17 protein-coding genes are annotated in these 16,200 nt (G+C 39.1%); 10 read left to right on the forward strand and 7 right to left on the reverse strand.

The features are described from left to right. Nucleotides 1-340 precede the first annotated feature (340 nt). The 4 genes from MUN87_RS20390 (at nt 341) to MUN87_RS20405 (ending at nt 3,133) form a co-directional block, all read left to right on the forward strand. Entirely contained in the window at nt 341-1,168 is an 828-nt protein-coding gene (locus MUN87_RS20390; protein ID WP_244743541.1) for an alpha/beta hydrolase, read from the forward strand. Nucleotides 1,169-1,171: 3 nt separating this feature from the next. Then, nucleotides 1,172-1,501, forward strand: a complete 330-nt coding sequence (gene csaA, locus MUN87_RS20395; RefSeq protein WP_244743543.1) for a chaperone CsaA — start codon at nt 1,172-1,174, stop codon at nt 1,499-1,501. A 919-nt stretch (nt 1,502-2,420) separates the two neighbouring features. Next, nucleotides 2,421-2,936 (forward strand): DUF6773 family protein, encoded by a 516-nt coding sequence (locus tag MUN87_RS20400; RefSeq protein WP_244743545.1) that lies wholly within the window; start codon nt 2,421-2,423, stop codon nt 2,934-2,936. Continuing rightward, complete coding sequence (locus tag MUN87_RS20405; RefSeq protein WP_244743547.1) at nt 2,933-3,133, forward strand: helix-turn-helix transcriptional regulator; 201 nt, start codon at nt 2,933-2,935, stop codon at nt 3,131-3,133. Before MUN87_RS20400 ends, MUN87_RS20405 begins: the two co-directional genes overlap by 4 nt. A 12-nt stretch (nt 3,134-3,145) precedes the next feature. Here MUN87_RS20405 and MUN87_RS20410 read toward each other — a convergent pair whose 3' ends face one another. Together MUN87_RS20410 and MUN87_RS20415 are read right to left on the reverse strand one after the other, a co-directional pair. Beyond that, nucleotides 3,146-4,870, reverse strand: a complete 1,725-nt coding sequence (locus tag MUN87_RS20410; protein ID WP_244743549.1) for an ABC transporter ATP-binding protein — start codon at nt 4,868-4,870, stop codon at nt 3,146-3,148. A gap of 61 nt (nt 4,871-4,931) precedes the next feature. After that, nucleotides 4,932-5,225, reverse strand: coding sequence for a hypothetical protein (locus MUN87_RS20415; RefSeq protein ID WP_244743551.1), 294 nt, complete (start codon nt 5,223-5,225; stop codon nt 4,932-4,934). Between the two features lie 115 nt (nt 5,226-5,340). On the opposite strand from MUN87_RS20415, the gene MUN87_RS20420 reads away from it, so the two are divergent. From MUN87_RS20420 to MUN87_RS20430, 3 genes are all read left to right on the forward strand, one after another. After that, the gene (locus MUN87_RS20420; protein ID WP_244743553.1) at nt 5,341-6,207 is read left to right on the forward strand and encodes an ROK family protein; all 867 of its coding nucleotides are present in this window, start codon (nt 5,341-5,343) and stop codon (nt 6,205-6,207) included. 66 nt (nt 6,208-6,273) lie between these two features. Continuing rightward, nucleotides 6,274-7,191: an aldo/keto reductase gene (locus tag MUN87_RS20425; RefSeq protein WP_244743555.1), complete on the forward strand. Its 918-nt coding sequence runs from the start codon at nt 6,274-6,276 to the stop codon at nt 7,189-7,191. A 72-nt stretch (nt 7,192-7,263) separates the two neighbouring features. Then, nucleotides 7,264-7,809, forward strand: a complete 546-nt coding sequence (locus MUN87_RS20430; protein WP_244743557.1) for a hypothetical protein — start codon at nt 7,264-7,266, stop codon at nt 7,807-7,809. A gap of 887 nt (nt 7,810-8,696) precedes the next feature. On the opposite strand, the gene MUN87_RS20435 is transcribed toward MUN87_RS20430, so the two are convergent. Further along, nucleotides 8,697-9,887, reverse strand: coding sequence for a M14 family metallopeptidase (locus MUN87_RS20435; protein WP_244743558.1), 1,191 nt, complete (start codon nt 9,885-9,887; stop codon nt 8,697-8,699). Between the two features lie 118 nt (nt 9,888-10,005). Continuing rightward, nucleotides 10,006-10,767 carry an SDR family oxidoreductase gene (locus MUN87_RS20440; protein WP_244743560.1) on the reverse strand — a complete coding sequence of 254 codons (762 nt, stop codon included), beginning with the start codon at nt 10,765-10,767 and terminating at the stop codon, nt 10,006-10,008. A 202-nt stretch (nt 10,768-10,969) separates the two neighbouring features. Here MUN87_RS20440 and MUN87_RS20445 point away from each other — a divergent pair, with 202 nt between their 5' ends. Further along, complete coding sequence (locus MUN87_RS20445) at nt 10,970-11,551, forward strand: TetR/AcrR family transcriptional regulator (protein ID WP_244743562.1); 582 nt, start codon at nt 10,970-10,972, stop codon at nt 11,549-11,551. A 703-nt stretch (nt 11,552-12,254) separates the two neighbouring features. On the opposite strand, the gene MUN87_RS20450 is transcribed toward MUN87_RS20445, so the two are convergent. The 3 genes from MUN87_RS20450 to MUN87_RS20460 are packed head-to-tail and all read right to left on the reverse strand — an operon-like array spanning nt 12,255 to nt 13,888. Continuing rightward, the gene (locus tag MUN87_RS20450; protein WP_244743564.1) at nt 12,255-12,542 is read right to left on the reverse strand and encodes a DUF3817 domain-containing protein; all 288 of its coding nucleotides are present in this window, start codon (nt 12,540-12,542) and stop codon (nt 12,255-12,257) included. A 22-nt stretch (nt 12,543-12,564) separates the two neighbouring features. Further along, a complete protein-coding gene (locus tag MUN87_RS20455) occupies nt 12,565-13,167 on the reverse strand; it encodes a TetR/AcrR family transcriptional regulator (protein WP_244743566.1) in 603 nt (200 codons plus the stop codon). A 16-nt stretch (nt 13,168-13,183) separates the two neighbouring features. After that, nucleotides 13,184-13,888: a GTP pyrophosphokinase gene (locus MUN87_RS20460; protein ID WP_244743568.1), complete on the reverse strand. Its 705-nt coding sequence runs from the start codon at nt 13,886-13,888 to the stop codon at nt 13,184-13,186. 304 nt (nt 13,889-14,192) lie between these two features. Here MUN87_RS20460 and MUN87_RS20465 point away from each other — a divergent pair, with 304 nt between their 5' ends. Next, entirely contained in the window at nt 14,193-15,053 is an 861-nt protein-coding gene (locus tag MUN87_RS20465) for a helix-turn-helix transcriptional regulator (protein WP_244743570.1), read from the forward strand. After that, nucleotides 15,053-16,195 (forward strand): Gfo/Idh/MocA family protein, encoded by a 1,143-nt coding sequence (locus tag MUN87_RS20470; protein WP_244748036.1) that lies wholly within the window; start codon nt 15,053-15,055, stop codon nt 16,193-16,195. The genes MUN87_RS20465 and MUN87_RS20470 overlap by 1 nt, the downstream gene beginning before the upstream one ends. Nucleotides 16,196-16,200: the final 5 nt, after the last annotated feature.

Here is a 16,200-nt window from a genome sequence, read left to right on the forward strand (position 1 = left end):
GGTAGGAGCGGAAATTAATAAGTTGTTTTATGTATTCACCGAACAGTTAATGAATCAGTATAGTTATAATGAATACAATATATTGTAGTAATTTTGTTGTTTGATACTATATATAGATTTTAAATGATAAGCTCATTTTTGACAATAAAAAAATCTCAGTTATATTTTTCTAGTTTGGTAGAAAAAGAGGTAGGAAAGTTGATGTGGCAAGCACTTCAATCTCGAATAGGTCTTTTAGACTATTTTTATTTAGGTGAATATGATTACAAATATCTAGTAAAACATGATGTAAGGAAAGTGTTATAATAGGCTTAATGATAGTACAAAGGGAGAGTCCAGCATGCATTTTTATACTACCAATGATGGTTATCGGCATTTTTATCAAAAGTATCCGGCCCATACTAGTAACGATATTATGATATTGCTACATGGTATTTCGGAAAACCATCGTTATTTAGCTCCTCTAGCATCATACATTGCTAAGCGAAATATTGCAACCGTCTTGACACCTGATTTACGTGGATACGGCGATTTTTGTCCGAAAAAAGGTGATATTGACTATATCGGACAGCACGAAGACGATTTAAAACAATTTATAACACAGTTAAAAAAAGATCATCAAGATTCACGATTTATCCTGGCTGGTCATTCTGCAGGAGGAGGCAGTGTGCTCAGGCTTTCGGAAACAGAACTTGCAGATGCCTTTGATCTTTTTCTCTTGTTGGCGCCATTGATTCATTTTGGCGCCCCGACTGTACCAAAGGAGAACACGGGATTTCGCCGGGCAATCAGAAATAATCTAAGTTCGATACTGGCATTGAATGAACAAAATATCACGAAAAACAATGACAGGATTGTTTTTGAAAACCAGAAGCCTGAAAATTTGCGACATGGTTCAGAAACCATATCGTTAAGTTATCGTCTCTTTGCATCGAGGTATCCTGTACATTATCTGAATACGATCGCAAATCTATCCAAGCCTACGCTGCTTATAGCAGGGAAGGAAGATGAACAATTTGTAGCAACTGCATATGAACCATTGTTTCAGGATAATCCCTATGTGGATGTTATGATTCTGGAAGACATTGACCATGATGGAATAGTAAGTGATATACAAGCGTTGGCTGTTATCGGTCAATGGTTGCAAAACACAATAATAGAGGTGTAAAAAATGGCTACGTTTGATGATTTTACTAAATTAGATTTGCGTGTTGGGACAATTGTGGAGGCAGAAGCTTTCCCGGAAGCAAGAAAACCAGCGATAAAATTGAGAATAGATTTTGGAGAATTAGGTATTAAACAATCTTCTGCACAGATTACGAAACGATACGAGCCTGCACAATTAATTGGAAGACAAGTCGCTGCAGTAGTAAATTTTCCACCACTGCGAATTGCCGGTTTTAAATCAGAAGTACTTGTTTTAGGAGGCGTACCGGGTACGGATGATGTCGTCCTGTTAGGTCCGGATCAGAAAGTGGAGAATGGTACAAAAATCTCTTAATGCAGATATAACAGAGCGTATAATGACAGAGAGATAAACGAGTTTTTAGATCAGACAAGAAAGCATAAAAGTGCAGTCACAGCAGTAATCTTATGAAACATGAAGTTGAATTCCTTATAATATGGATTATGTTAACTAGCCATCGCTAGCCAAGCAGCCATATTGAGATATTTAATGTGCTGGGATACCGCTCCGTCCAACCACTCCGCGTCCTGCGGGGCACGGCTGAAGCTAGGCTACTACCCGAAATACTTCTTTGCTTCCTTGCACCGAGGAAGCCTACTTCGAAGCTTTACTAGAAGACACAGGTGCAGACGTTGTGGATTTGCAGCACCTGCACAATCCCGCGGGAGTCTCCGTGGTTGGCCTCCGCTGATGTATAGCTCCACAATTTATGCGGCAGCTAGGATATGAAGCACTATCTGCAAGATTTACACCATAATTGATGAAATACATTGCTAAGCACCACTGCTTCTAGCTGTTCCAATCGTTGTAGTACTTCCCATAAGCGTAGGAAATAGGCGGAGACTCCCGTGGAATCAGCGCGAGCTGAAGATCCATTTATTTGTGCCTGTGTCTTCTAGTATCGCTTCGAAGTGAGCTTCCTCGGCACAAGGCAGCACAGATGTTATTCAAGTAGTAGCTTAGCTGAAGCCGTGCCCACAGGACGCGGAGCCTATTTCCGGAGCTTTGCTAAGCAGATAATCTATATCAAAATGACTATGTTGCAATAAAGCCTTTGTTTACATAATCCATATTATCGGCAGCTATAAAGTTAATTAAGAATGAGCAGGTATTAGTGAGGAATATCGGGCTAAGAATTCCTTTTGTATATTTTATCGACCTTAATGTAATATATATGTTGCAAAAAGTAAAATATTAAGTATAATGAAAGATATAAACTAACTGGAGGGGTTCGATGTTTTTTAAAAAAAGCAGCTTTCAGGATGAGCGCGTTATAAACGAGCAAAATAAAATTTATCGTGAGTTATTTATGGTGATTTACCTTGTTTGTTTAGTTTCCGCTATATATAAGTCGTTCGAGTACGGTATCTCAATGGAGTACGTAGCAACCGAAATGATTATCTTCCTTGTCGCTGGGGCGTACTATGCAATACGAGTAGTACAAAAAGGATTATTCACATCAGAGGTTGAGTTACATGATCAGAAACATAAGTGGAGCTTCCAGGCGAAAACGGTTATTAGCGGAATTGTATTCGGATTATTGATTGCGCTTATTTTCGGTGTGAACAGTTCTGTACAATATGCTGACAGCAGAATGGAAGAGATCAGCTTTTTCTTTATCACCTTTGCTGGATCGCTGATGATCTACTTGCCTTTTTTGGTGATTGGTCTTTTTGTCAGCTATCAGATTGCGAAAACGAGAAGTGATAAAGCAGTTGATAAACAGCTAGAGGAAGAAGAAGAAGAATGAAGAACTTGAAGTTAAAGGTAGCTCGAATAGAACACGATTTATCACAAGAAGAGTTAGCAAAAAAGATTGGTGTAACCAGGCAGACAATCGGTTTAATTGAGCAAGGTAAGTATAATCCTACCTTGCAATTGTGCATCGCGATCTGTAAAACAGTTAATAAGACGCTAGATGATTTGTTTTGGAATGAAGAAGACTAAGTGCCAGCGCACTTAGTCTTCATTTTTTTCATATTGAATTTTGTGAAGTCGGGCAAATACCCCGTCCATCGCGAGTAAATCCTGATAACTTCCTTGTTCGGCTATTCCCTCATTTGTTACCACTACAACACGGTCTGCATCTTTTATCGTAGCCAATCTGTGGGCGATAACAAGCGTCGTTCTGTTCTCGGCGAGTTGATCTAACGATTGCTGAATCATTCGTTCTGTTTCGGTGTCCAAAGCTGACGTTGCCTCATCTAGAATAAGGATTGGTGGATTTTTTAAAAATGTTCTGGCAATCGCCATCCGTTGTTTCTGACCACCAGAAAGTTTCAAGCCACGTTCGCCAATTTGGGTATCATAGCCATCAGGTAAGTCAGCAATCACTTGATCAAGGTGTGCTTTCTTCGCTGCGAGCACTATTTCTTCATCGGTCGCATCCTGACTTCCATAGGCAATATTCTCACGGACTGTCCCTGTAAACAGAAAGACATCCTGCTGAACAATACCAATTTGGGAACGGAGCGATTTCTTCGTAATGTCACGAATGTCATGGTCATCGATGGTGATGGAACCATTATTGACATCATAGAACCTCGGAATAAGAGAACAAATAGTCGTTTTACCAGCACCTGATGGACCGACAAAGGCAACTGTTTCACCAGGGGTTATTTGCAAGTTGATATTTTTTAATACTTGCTGGTGATCATCATAGGAGAAATCAACGTGATCAAATCGGATATCACCTGTAAGCTTGTCCACTTCCAGTGCGTTCGGGTCGTCTTTGATGTCGGGTTCCTTCGCTAAGATTTCCTGGAAACGACGAAAACCTGCCATTCCTTTTGGATACAGTTCCAAGAGTGCACTGATTTTATCAACCGGTTTAATAAGAACATTGGTGTATAATACAAAGCTTACTAATTCACCATATGACAAACTCCCATTGAAGCTTAACCAGGCACCTACGACTAGCACAATCAACGTTAAGAAACGCGTCATCATGTAAATACTGGAATGTGTTCCGGCCATTACTTTGTAAGCTTTAATTTTTGCTTTTCGGAAACGACCGTTGTCTTCATTGAATCGATTTAATTCAAAATCTTCATTAGTAAAAGATTGTACGACGCGAACACCAGAAACAGCGTCTTCTACTCGTGCATTGACATCTGCAATATTATGATACATTCGATGCCATGCTTTATTCATTGCGATATTACAATAAGTTACTAGTACTGTTAATAATGGAACGATGACGAGAGCAATAATGGCAAGGGTAGGATTAATGGTGAACATAATCCAAAAAGCGCCGGTAAACGTCATGATCGCAATAAAAAAGTCCTCCGGTCCGTGATGGGCAAGTTCCCCGATATCAAATAGATCGTTCGTAATTCTACTCATAATATGACCTGTTTTGGTATTATCAAAGAAACGGAAGGACTGTCTTTGCACATGTGTAAATAATTCTTCGCGCATATCAGTTTCAATATTGATTCCCAGTTTATGCCCAAGATAACTGACGATAAATTGCATGAAGGTGCTCAGGACATAAACGGCTAATAATAGAATGCTGACCGTAACAATCATATCCCATTCTCCATTTGGCAAAAGGTCGTCAATTAACCATTGCACCGCAACAGGAAAAGCTAATTCCAGAATTGCCACAAATACAGCACAGCCAAAATCAATAATAAACAAGCGTTTGTGCGGTTTATAGTAAGAAAAAAACTGCTTTAACATGTAATAATACTCCTTTTTTTAAAGATGACTTACATATTATAGCAGAATAATGTCTAACCACCTATGATAAAAAATTCTTTTTCGTGCCGTTTTGATGCCCCTTTGTCCAATGTTGCTCGATCCGGTGTGTCTTTTCTAGTTCTAATTGATAGTTATATTCCACTGCTTGTAAGGTTTTTAGAAGCAGCCAGATCCCCGAAAGTAACTGAATAGCTATCAAGAGCCATAAATAGGAATCAGGAGCAAATAGACTGACGATAATTAAAAACGCCACTTGTACCATTAGCAATCCCCAATGTTTCAATAAAATCGTCAGGCTGGCTGATAAAATAGCGATAAGATAGAATACTTCCATTTCCAATCTCCTTTTTGTTAGGTAGTATGCAGAATAAAGGGGGATGTTATTCTATTTGACCGAGAGATTATGCTACAATAAGAGTGTAAAAAGCATGTAGCTGGAGGTTATGGAAATGAAGCTTGGAGGAATTGAAGCAGGCGGTACTAAATTTGTATTAGCAATCGGTGATGAATATGGGGGAATTTTTGAAAAGACGGTTATACCGACAGAGCATCCTGAAATTACGGTGCCGAAGGTGATCGCGTTTTTTGAAGGAAAAGGCATTGAACGATTGGGACTTGGAGGTTTTGGTCCGATTGATATAAATCAGAACAGTAAGAGTTACGGTCAAATCCAAAATACACCGAAGACTGACTGGGTAGGCTATCCATTAGGTGCTGCCTTAAAAGATAGTCTTGGTGTAGAAGTAGTGATAGATACCGATGTAAATGTAGCGGCGATGTCTGAAGCAAAATGGGGTAACGCAAAAGACGTCGATTCCTGTCTGTATATTACGGTTGGTACTGGAATCGGTGCGGGAGCCTATTTTCACGGACAAACATTGAAAGGGCTCTCACACCCTGAGATGGGCCATATCAAAGTAGCTCGCCATCCTGATGATACCTATAAAGGGACATGCCCTTATCACTACGACTGTCTGGAAGGGATTGCTGCCGGACCTTCATTAGAAAAAAGATGGGGGAAGAAAGGGCACGAGCTAGCAGAAAATGATAAAGTCTGGGAAATGGAAGCATTCTATCTCGCACAAGCATTAACCAATTATATTTACATTCTGTCACCAGAGCGAATTATTATGGGTGGAGGCGTGATGAAACAACAACAGCTTTTCCCATTAGTTCGTCATAAAGTGTTAGAAATGTTAAATGAATATGTCAGCTCGCCGCATTTGACGGAAGCAGAGATTGATCAGTATATCGTGCCTCCTGGACTAACGGATGAAGCGGGAATTAAAGGTGCACTGTATTTAGCTGCAACTTAATGATTAGAAAGCAGTTTAATCGCTTACAAATTAGCGATGTGCTACTATGTAAGAGAGGTGATAGTAATGAAAAAGTTAGAGTTGGGAAATAGCGGTCTGCAGGTTAGCGAAATAGCACTTGGCTGTATGCGCATGGATCAGTTATCGACACAAGAGGCCAACCGTGTCATTGAACAAAGCATGGAGGCTGGAATTGATATGTTTGATCATGCCGATATTTACGGAGCAGGTAAATCTGAAGAAATTTTTGCTGATGCGATTGATATGAATCCGTCGATCCGTGAAAAAATGGTCATTCAATCAAAATGCGGTATTCGCGACGGTTTTTTTGACTTTTCTAAGGAACACATTATTCGTTCTGTGGAAGGAAGTTTACAACGCTTAAAAACAGATTATCTTGATATATTGTTACTACATAGACCGGATGCTTTAATGGAGCCGGAAGAAGTGGCGGAGGCTTTTAATGAATTAAAACAGAGTGGCAAGGTTCGCCATTTTGGAGTAAGCAATCATAACCCGATGCAAATCGAGTTGCTAAAAAAATCAGTGGAGCAGGACCTGATAGCCAATCAATTACAGTTAAGCTTAATGTTTACGCCAATGATTGATGCCGGTCTGAATGTAAATATGGAGCATGATCCGTCGATCGTACGTGACGGTGGCGTGATCGATTACAGTCGCCTCCATGACATGACCATTCAGCCGTGGTCACCATTCCAACATGGTTTCTTTGAAGGGGTTTTTGTCGATAATGATCAATTTCCTGTTCTAAATGAGAAACTTCAAGAATATGCAGATAAAAAAGGTGTCTCAAAATCTGCCATTGCAATCGCTTGGATTTTGAGACATCCGGCAAACATGCAACCGATAATTGGCTCAATGAATCCCGAGCGAATCTCTCAAATAGCAAAAGCATCAGATGTAACGTTATCTAGGGAAGAGTGGTATGATTTATACCGTGTTGCAGGAAATAAATTACCATAAATACACAGTGAAGCTGTTTATCGAGAGGTAAACAGCTTTCGTTATGATAATTAAATAGAAAGGGTGTTATATGTGAATCAGACAGTTCAGTCTAACTTCGACAATTTGAAAAGCAAGGATCGTAACAAACAATATGAAGCATATACCCAATTGATAAAGGAAATGAAGCATGAAGTGGATTGGGCCTACGAAGTGTGGGACGAGCTTGTCGAGGATTTATCGAGTAAGGATGCCCATGACCGATCACGTGCTGGACAGTTTTTGTCTTATTTAGCCATTAGTGATCCTGAGAATCGGATCTTAGACGATTTTGATAAAGTATGGCAAGTAACGTATGACGAAAAATTCGTAACTGCAAGACATACCTTACAAGCGATATGGCGGATAGCCTTAGCAGGTAAGCAGCACGAAAAGCTCGTTGTCGATCGGATGACAGACCGGTTTATTAATGGCGCAAATGAAAAAAATTACACATTAAGACGAAATGATATGATCCAGAATCTATATAATATTTATCAAGAGACAGAGAACCCTGAAGTCGAAAAAGTGGCATTGTCCTTAATCGAGTTAGAGGAAGATCCTAAGTATCGGAAAAAATATGCGAAGATTTGGAAATAGCAGAATTGGATCTCAAATTAATTTTAACCGCAAGACGTAATAGGAGCTGTCCAAAATTCCTCGAAATACGGAGTTGAAGCATACTGCGAAGTAAAGAAAATTTGGTTAGGCTTCATTAACTTTATGCTTTGAGTCCATTTTGAAATAGAGTTTGTGCTTGGATACCGCTCCGTCCAACCACTCCGCGTCCTGCGGGGCACGGCTGGAGCTAACTTTGTGAAGAAGACCACTTCACAAAGTGGATCTCCATCACCTGCACAATCCCGCGGGAGTCTCCGTGGTTGGCCTACGCTAATATTTAGGCTCTACAACTGATGTAGGTTGTAGTATTTTGAGTGTTATTCATCAGCGTTCATCCTACACTACTACTAGAATAATGCCTAGAACTGCTGCTATTGATTATTGCAACTGTTGTAGCACTTCCCTTAAGCGTAGGAAATAGGCGGAGACTCCCGTGGAATCAGCGCGAGCTGAAGATCCACTTAGTTTGTGCTTGTGTCTGCAAGTACCGCTTCGAAGTAAGCTTCCTCGGCACAAGGCAGCAAAGGAGTAGTTCAAAGTAGTAGCCTAGCTGAAGCCGTGCCCACAGGACGCGGAGTCTATTTCCGGAGCTTTGCCAAGCACATTAAAAATATCAAAATGACCAAGTCGAAAAAAATGTTTTCCTATTCATCTGATTCACGCTTTTTCTAGATCTGTTTTAGAACTTACTTCGCACAGTATATATTCACCAAAATAAAAGCCGAGCATAACACGAATTTGGTCTGAGTGTCCTTTTTTGTGTAAATTCGGCTTTTATGTTATCACGACGCTAACCGTCCGTAATCCCCCACTGATTAATGTCTCACTTTTCATTCACGATGACTAAAGTCGTTTGTTTTTGCTTCTTACATATATAAAGTGGCCAGCATGATTCCTAATGTATCTTCATAAATTTCATCAAATTGAGAAATCGGCAGTGGATTGACTCCGATTCCGAGTTCAACTGTATAACCAGGACGTTGAAATTCCTGAATAAACCAGTCTTTGTAACCGGCATAACTGTCAACATATTGAATAGCATCGTAACCGCTGACTCGACTAAATTCTTCGACAATCGTTTCAGACTGAGGTGGTTCTAAACCTTGGAAACCCCAGTAAATTTCTTGCCCCTGTGTATGGAAAGCATTTAAAATTTCAAATGGCCACTGTTGCGCTAGATTCGCCATAGCAATCGCTTCAGGCTCTGACAATGGCTGATAACCTGGGAAGTCACGAGGTTGAGGTGATGTCGGTTTACGATCAGCTTCTGTCTCCCACAATGCTGGATACTGATTATTGAGATCGACTCCATTTATATTTGCTTTCCATTCGGAAAAATCGGTATTCCCGCCATTTATCGATAGAACAAAGTCCCGTTTTGGACCTGCTGCATCTGCTCCATTTAAGACGAGATCTACTCCGTCTGGATTAACCATTGGTACTAAAGATAATGTGTTGGATTCAAAGAAAGGTAGTAGGTTTAGTCCCCGTATTTGCTGATTGTTAGTCAAAGCTAATACATAATCATTTAAAAATTTCATAATAATTGGGGTGGTAATCCATTCCGTTGCATGAAAAGAGCCATCAATGTGTTTTTGACGCGTACCGGTTCCAACCCGCAGTTCAATAATATCTTTATTTAATACGGAATTACCTATGGTTTGTTGATCGATAAAGGGGTACAGGTTACGAAGTCTTTGTATGTCCTCTCTCATTTTATCATAGGTGTAATGATCAACATCTGAAATAATGGGACTTGTAATTCGCTGAGGAATATTAATGTTCTGGCCAATTTGCAATGACATTGGTTGAATACCAGGATTAACTAAATATAAAAGGTCAATTGGCAGATGATTGGCTTGAGCAATTGCCCATAACGTATCACCCGGTTGAATGGTATATGTTTGTAGCTCATAACCAGGAATGGCTATTTGCTGGCCAATCATCATCTGGTTTGGATTTACCTGTTTATTTGATGCGGCGATCAATGTTAGCGGAATCCCGAATAGTTGACTGTAATACCATAAAGAATCGCCTTGTCTGACATTTATGATCATCTGATTACCCTCCGTTCTTTGCTGCTATTCCATTTTATGATCAGTGGTCAAAAACTATGAATAAAAGCAAAAAAGCCAATACTGAAATCAGTATTGGCTGATAGTGAGTCTTATTTGATTAGAATGCTGACGTCCATCCAGCATCAGCGGTAATCGTTGTACCGTTAACAAACGCAGCTTCATCGGATGCAAGGAATAAAGCAACATTAGCAATATCCTTAGGAGATCCTACATTTGGAATAAGAGATTGACCTAATTTAAGACGTTCGCTTCCAAACTGGCTCACATTTTTCATGGAGCTTGAGATGTTGGTAGCAACTGCGCCTGGTGCAATCGCATTACAACGAATACCTTTCTGTGCATACATAAAGGCAGTGTTCTTCGTTAACCCGATGACTGCATGCTTCGATGCGGTATACGTAGCACCCGCGTGAGCCCCATTCAAGCCACCAGAAGAAGCAGTATTAATAATAACACCTTGGCCTTTTTCTAAAAAGACAGGGATGGCTTTTCGCATCGCACGCATGACACCTTTTGTGTTGATATCGAAAATTAAATCCCAACGGTCATCATCTACTTCTGCTACGGGCTCAAAACCGTCCATGATTCCTGCATTATTAACAAGAATGTCTAATGTACCAAATTCATTAACTGCTGCCTCAATCATCTTGTTGATATCATCAAGATTGGCAATGTTTACTTCAACAGCTTTTGCTTTTCCACCATTATCGTTTATCTCATTTGCTAGCGTATTAACACCTTCTGCATTCAAATCAGCTAATACGACTGCTGCTCCTTCTTGTGAGAAACGTTCTGCAATCGCTTTTCCCATACCGGATGCTGCGCCTGTTACAATTGCTACTTTGTTTTGTAATTTCATCACTTACTCCTCCTCGGACATAATTTTGAAACCGTTATCTCAAAAATAAACAGATGTGTATTAATCAACATCTGTTTATAGTATAATATACCAATATGGACGAAACAATCATCAATCAGATATTGCTTTGTTGATTATTAGACAAATATGCTTCAAATGTTCAGTTATCATCTATTTCTAAACAAGCAGGGAGAATATATACATGAATGAATACCAGGATCGTCGTGTTCGAAAATCGAAAAAATCATTAAAAAAAGCGTTAATGTCTTTATTAAAACAACAAAATTTGCAACATATCACAGTAATGGAAATTGTGACAAAAGCGGATGTGAACAGGGGAACGTTTTATAAACATTATCAATATAAAGAGCAATTGTTAGAAGATATGGTCGATGATGTAATAGCAGATCTAATCGTGTCTTATCGTGAGCCATTACATCAATTTAAAGAATTAAACGTGGACAACTTAACAGGCTCATCGATCAAAATCTTCGAACATGTTGCAAGTTATAGCGACTTTTATACAGTAATAGCCAAATCAAATGCATTGGAAGGCTTACAGAGCAGAATATGTCATAAACTAAAAGATTTAATGAAAGAAGCAGCCAGTTCCCAGCAACCGAATCAGGATATAGACCTTGATCTGATCGCCAGTTACCAGGCATATGCGGTGTGGGGATTAATAATAGAATGGATTCAGCAGGATTTTAAATTTAGTTCGTCATATATGGCTAATCAATTCCTGGCAATTCTGCAAATGAACCGTCATATCTTAGCGGAATAAAATGCTAGGAAACCGAACTTTCAAGATCATTTGATTCGCGCTTTTTCAGGATCTGTTTAGATGTTCTCTCACAGCTTATACACGCAGCGTAAGAAAAACTGAGTAAGTCTAACCGGTCATGTAAACGAAGGCTTTATTGCAAAATAGTCATTTTGCTATAGATTATCTGCTTAGCAAAGCTCCGGAAATAGGCTTCACGTCCTGTGGGGTCGGGTTCAGCCTCATCGCGAGCAAAAACGCTCACTGCGGGGTCTTCACACACGACTAATCTCACGGGAGTCTCCGCCTATTTCCTACGCTTAAGGGAAATTCTACATTATATGGAACAGCTAAAAGCAGTGGTTCTAGGCATTATGTTATTCATGCAATTCCCGTTATATATAGTGATGAGTGATCAAAATGCTATCTTTTACAAAGATTGTAGAGCACCAATCCTAGCGTAGGCCAACCACGGAGACTCCCGCAGCACGCGCAGTGGTTGGACGGAGCGGTATCCAGCTCATGAATCATTCCAAAATTACCAAAGCATAAAGCGGCTAGTTGACGTAATCCATATTATAAGAACCTACCTTCCTATTCAGCATGATTAATTCTATGGCTGTACTTCTATCCTTTCTTCGTATATAAGGAAAAAACTGAACATACCACGAATCTCGTTTGATGAGATTGCTGGTATGTTCGGCTTGCTCAAGTTATCATTTCGTTATTGGAACGATAGACGTATTCGCTTGTCCAGAATAAAATTCCCAAACGGGATGAATGCTACAATGACGGCGCTTAAGAACCAGATGAAGTGCCATCGGACTGTGATAGTAGTGTAAATAGTAAACAATATGTATACAATGAACAAGCCGCCATGTACACTGCCAAATACCGTAACAACTTCTGGTAAACCCGCCCAATATTTCAGAGGCATTGCCAGAAATAATAGAAGCAATAATGAACTTCCTTCCAAAAATCCTATGATACGAAATCTGTTTATTTGGTTCATTTTCTACCTCCCTTAACAAAAATTACTGAACAACACCGGATTTGATAAAAGCTAATTGTGTCTGATACGTTTGAACAGCCTCATCCAGTGGCATGTCTTTTGAAAACTTCTCTATAATATTATGCAAAGTAATTGCAGAAATCAACTTCATCAATTGAAATATTTCTTCTTTTTTTTCGAGTTTAAGAGATAGTAAGTCGAGTCTTTTATAAATGTCTTCAAAATGTTCGATACGTTGCTCATTAGCAAAAATACCTGACAGACTCTCTTCAATCTTATAGTTCATATTAAGAAAAGCATGCTTAAAAAAGGTAAAGTGATCTTCCTCTTCTATTATAATTCGGTACAGTTCAGTAGAAGCCCGGAATACATCTCCTTTGCTTTTTTCCAGAATCCAGATGTACTTAACCATTGCCAGCTCGATTTGTTGATTAAAGATATAGAAATAGGCATCTTCCAGATCATTAAAATACTGATAAAAACTGCCACGCGGTATATCAGCGTATTGTATGATATGAGCGATCGAGGCGGTTGCGAGCGGTTGCTCTGAGAATTCTTTATGCAGCGCATCTAATAATTTCTGTTTCTTTTCAGTTGGTAAGTTAAAAAATGTTTCCTTTGGCAATGTTTTGCTCCTTCTATTATTTATTATCCACTATCTCCCTTAACAAGTCTATCGGAAAGATCATTTCCTCATCCTGATCAGATAAAGGACCTGTCTGTTGCTTGATTTCATTGATTTCCTGATGGATAGATTCCATCTCTCTGTCAAGCTCTGTTGCGGAAGATGCGGCATCCGCTAATTCAGCCTTTAGCCTTTCTGGTATATCTTTGTTGTATTTATAATAAATCTTGTGTTCTAAACTAGCCCAGAAATCCATGGCAATTGTACGAATTTGAATTTCAACAAATACGTTCTTAACACGATCAGACATAAAGATGGGGATTTGGATGATTAAATGCAAACTGCGATAGCCATTAGGCTTTGGATTTACAATATAGTCCTTTTTTTGAATAACGGTTATATCTTTTTGATCCTCGAGCATTTGAGAAATACGGTAAATATCTTTTGTGAACGAACAATTGATTCGTATACCGGCTATGTCGCGAATGTTATCCTGAATTTCCGGCATCGAAAGCGGGATTTCTTTTTTTCTGATTTTTTTTAATATACTTTCAGGTGATTTTACACGAGATTTCACATGTTCGATCGGATTATAATCGTGCATATATTGAAATTCCTGTTGCAGGATATTGATCTTCGTATTGACTTCTTCCAGTGCAAACTTATACGCCATCATAAAACGAATGAGTTCAGCTCTTAATTGATATAATTGGGTTTCCATATTTGTACAAGCTCCTTTGGTTATTTGTTATATATTCGATAGTATGAGTGAATTCTTGACAGCCATGTGCCTTTTTTAAGGAGTGCATCTATTATATCGGTTTGAAATGAAGATATTTTAGAAAATAAGTGTCATTCTATACATATTTTGTCTGACACCTGAACTACCTAACAATTAATGTCTTCTGACTGTTTAAGTAAAAAGCACTCTGAGTCAAAAAAACAAAAAAATCAAGCATTTTTAGCCATTTTATTATCTAATCGTTTACAATAAAATAAGACTATGAAGAAATTAAGGTGATGAGATGACAGATAATGTAATGATTAATTACCGGATAGAAGGGCAGTTTTCCAATATCAGAGCACATTCACATCAAGAATATGAAATTTTTTTATTTCATAAAGGTGTATGCCGCTATCTGATTCATAATCAAATTTATGATTTGCAACCTGGTGACATCTTATTAATGGATGGGCTTGCATTGCATAAGCCAAATGTACCCGACGGCAGTGAATACATTCGCAGTCATATTCATTTTTCACCGGAGTTTATTGAACCGTTATTGGATTCGATCAATGCCAGCAGCTTACTTCATGTGTTCCGTTCTATTCACCATTGTTTAATTCGACCGACGAACGAAGAACATAGCCGTTCAATCGAAGCACAGTTCAAAAGCATGCGAGCCATTTATGTGGACCAGCAGCTTCCACCTGAAGAAAAAATATGGGAGATTAAGACAATGCTTTCTCAATTGCTTATCTTCATGAACCGGTTGGGAAAAGTATCTTCGCAAAAACAGGTGAACCATAAGCACGACAAAGCCTATCATGCGGAAACCATTGCCAGTTATATTCAAACCTATTTCTATAAAAAATTAACCATTCAAAAAATTGCAGATGAACTGAGTTTAAGTAAATCTTATGTGTCCCATGTCTTTAAAGAGATGACAGGCTATACCGTGATGGAGTATGTAATGGCTACAAGATTACAGCAAGTTAAATTCTTGCTTGAGGTAGAAGAAGACAAAACATTGGAACAAGTCGCAAATGAATGTGGTTTTGAAAGCGTTTCACATTTTAGCCGATTCTTCAAATCCCATGTTGGTATGACTGCGAGAAGCTATCGGCAGGAACGCCTTGAAATATATATAAGGAGTGATGAATGATGTCAACAGTTAAATTAGGAATTATTGGATTAGGTCAGCAGGGTGGAGCGTATGCCAATTTTATTAAAGAAGGGCGCATCCGTAACATAGAAATAGGTGCAATTTGTGATATTGATGCAGCCAAACAAGAACGTGCACAATCTGAATATCCGGAAGTACCCTTCTATCAAAACTATATAGAGATGCTAGATAGCGGTAATGTTGATGCCATTGTTACGTGTGTACCGCATTATTTGCATCCAGAGATGGGAATCGAAGCTCTGAAACGTGATATTCACGCGTTATTAGAAAAACCTGCAGGCGTATACACAAAGCAAGTACGAGAAATCAATGAGTATGCGGCGACAAAGCCTGCACTAACCTACGCAATTATGTTTAATCAACGGACCAATCCACTTTACCAAAAAGTGAAGGAAATCATTGATAACGGTGAGATTGGAGCAATTAGAAGAACAAATTGGATCATAACGACATGGTGGCGTCCACAAGGGTATTATGATGCAGGTTCCTGGCGAGCTACTTGGGATGGAGAAGGTGGGGGTGTTCTCGTAAATCAAGCACCACACCAAATAGATTTATTGCAATGGATGTGCGGTATGCCAGAAAAAGTGTATACAAAGGCGCAATATGGTTATCAACGAAATATCCCGGTAGAAGACGATGTTACTACAATTGTTGATTATGGAAATGGTGCAACAGGCGTATTTGTTACTTGTACTCATGATGTGATGGGAACGGATCGATTAGAAATATTAGGTGATAAAGGAAAAATAGTAGTAGACGATAGTAAAAAAATCACCCTGAAGCGTCTGCACAAGCCAGAGCGTGAAATGAGCAATTCAATGTCGATGCAGGATATGATGACGTTATTTAGAGGAAAAGGTCCTGAAGCTATTTATGAGGAAGAAATATTGGAATTCGATAGCGTCTGGGGTGGACAGCATTTAGCTGTTTTAGAGAACTTCGCTGCAAATATATTGGATGATACGCCTTTAATTGCGCCGGGAAGCGATGGCATTAATGGCGTTGAATTGGCAAACGCCATGCACTTGTCAAGCTGGTTGAATCAGGAAATCAACTTGCCAATTGATGAAGAGTTATATGTACGGGAATTAGAAAAACGGAGAGCATCAGAAAAATAGACGAG

Source organism: Gracilibacillus salinarum (assembly GCF_022919575.1).
GTDB lineage: Bacteria > Bacillota > Bacilli > Bacillales > Amphibacillaceae > Gracilibacillus > Gracilibacillus salinarum.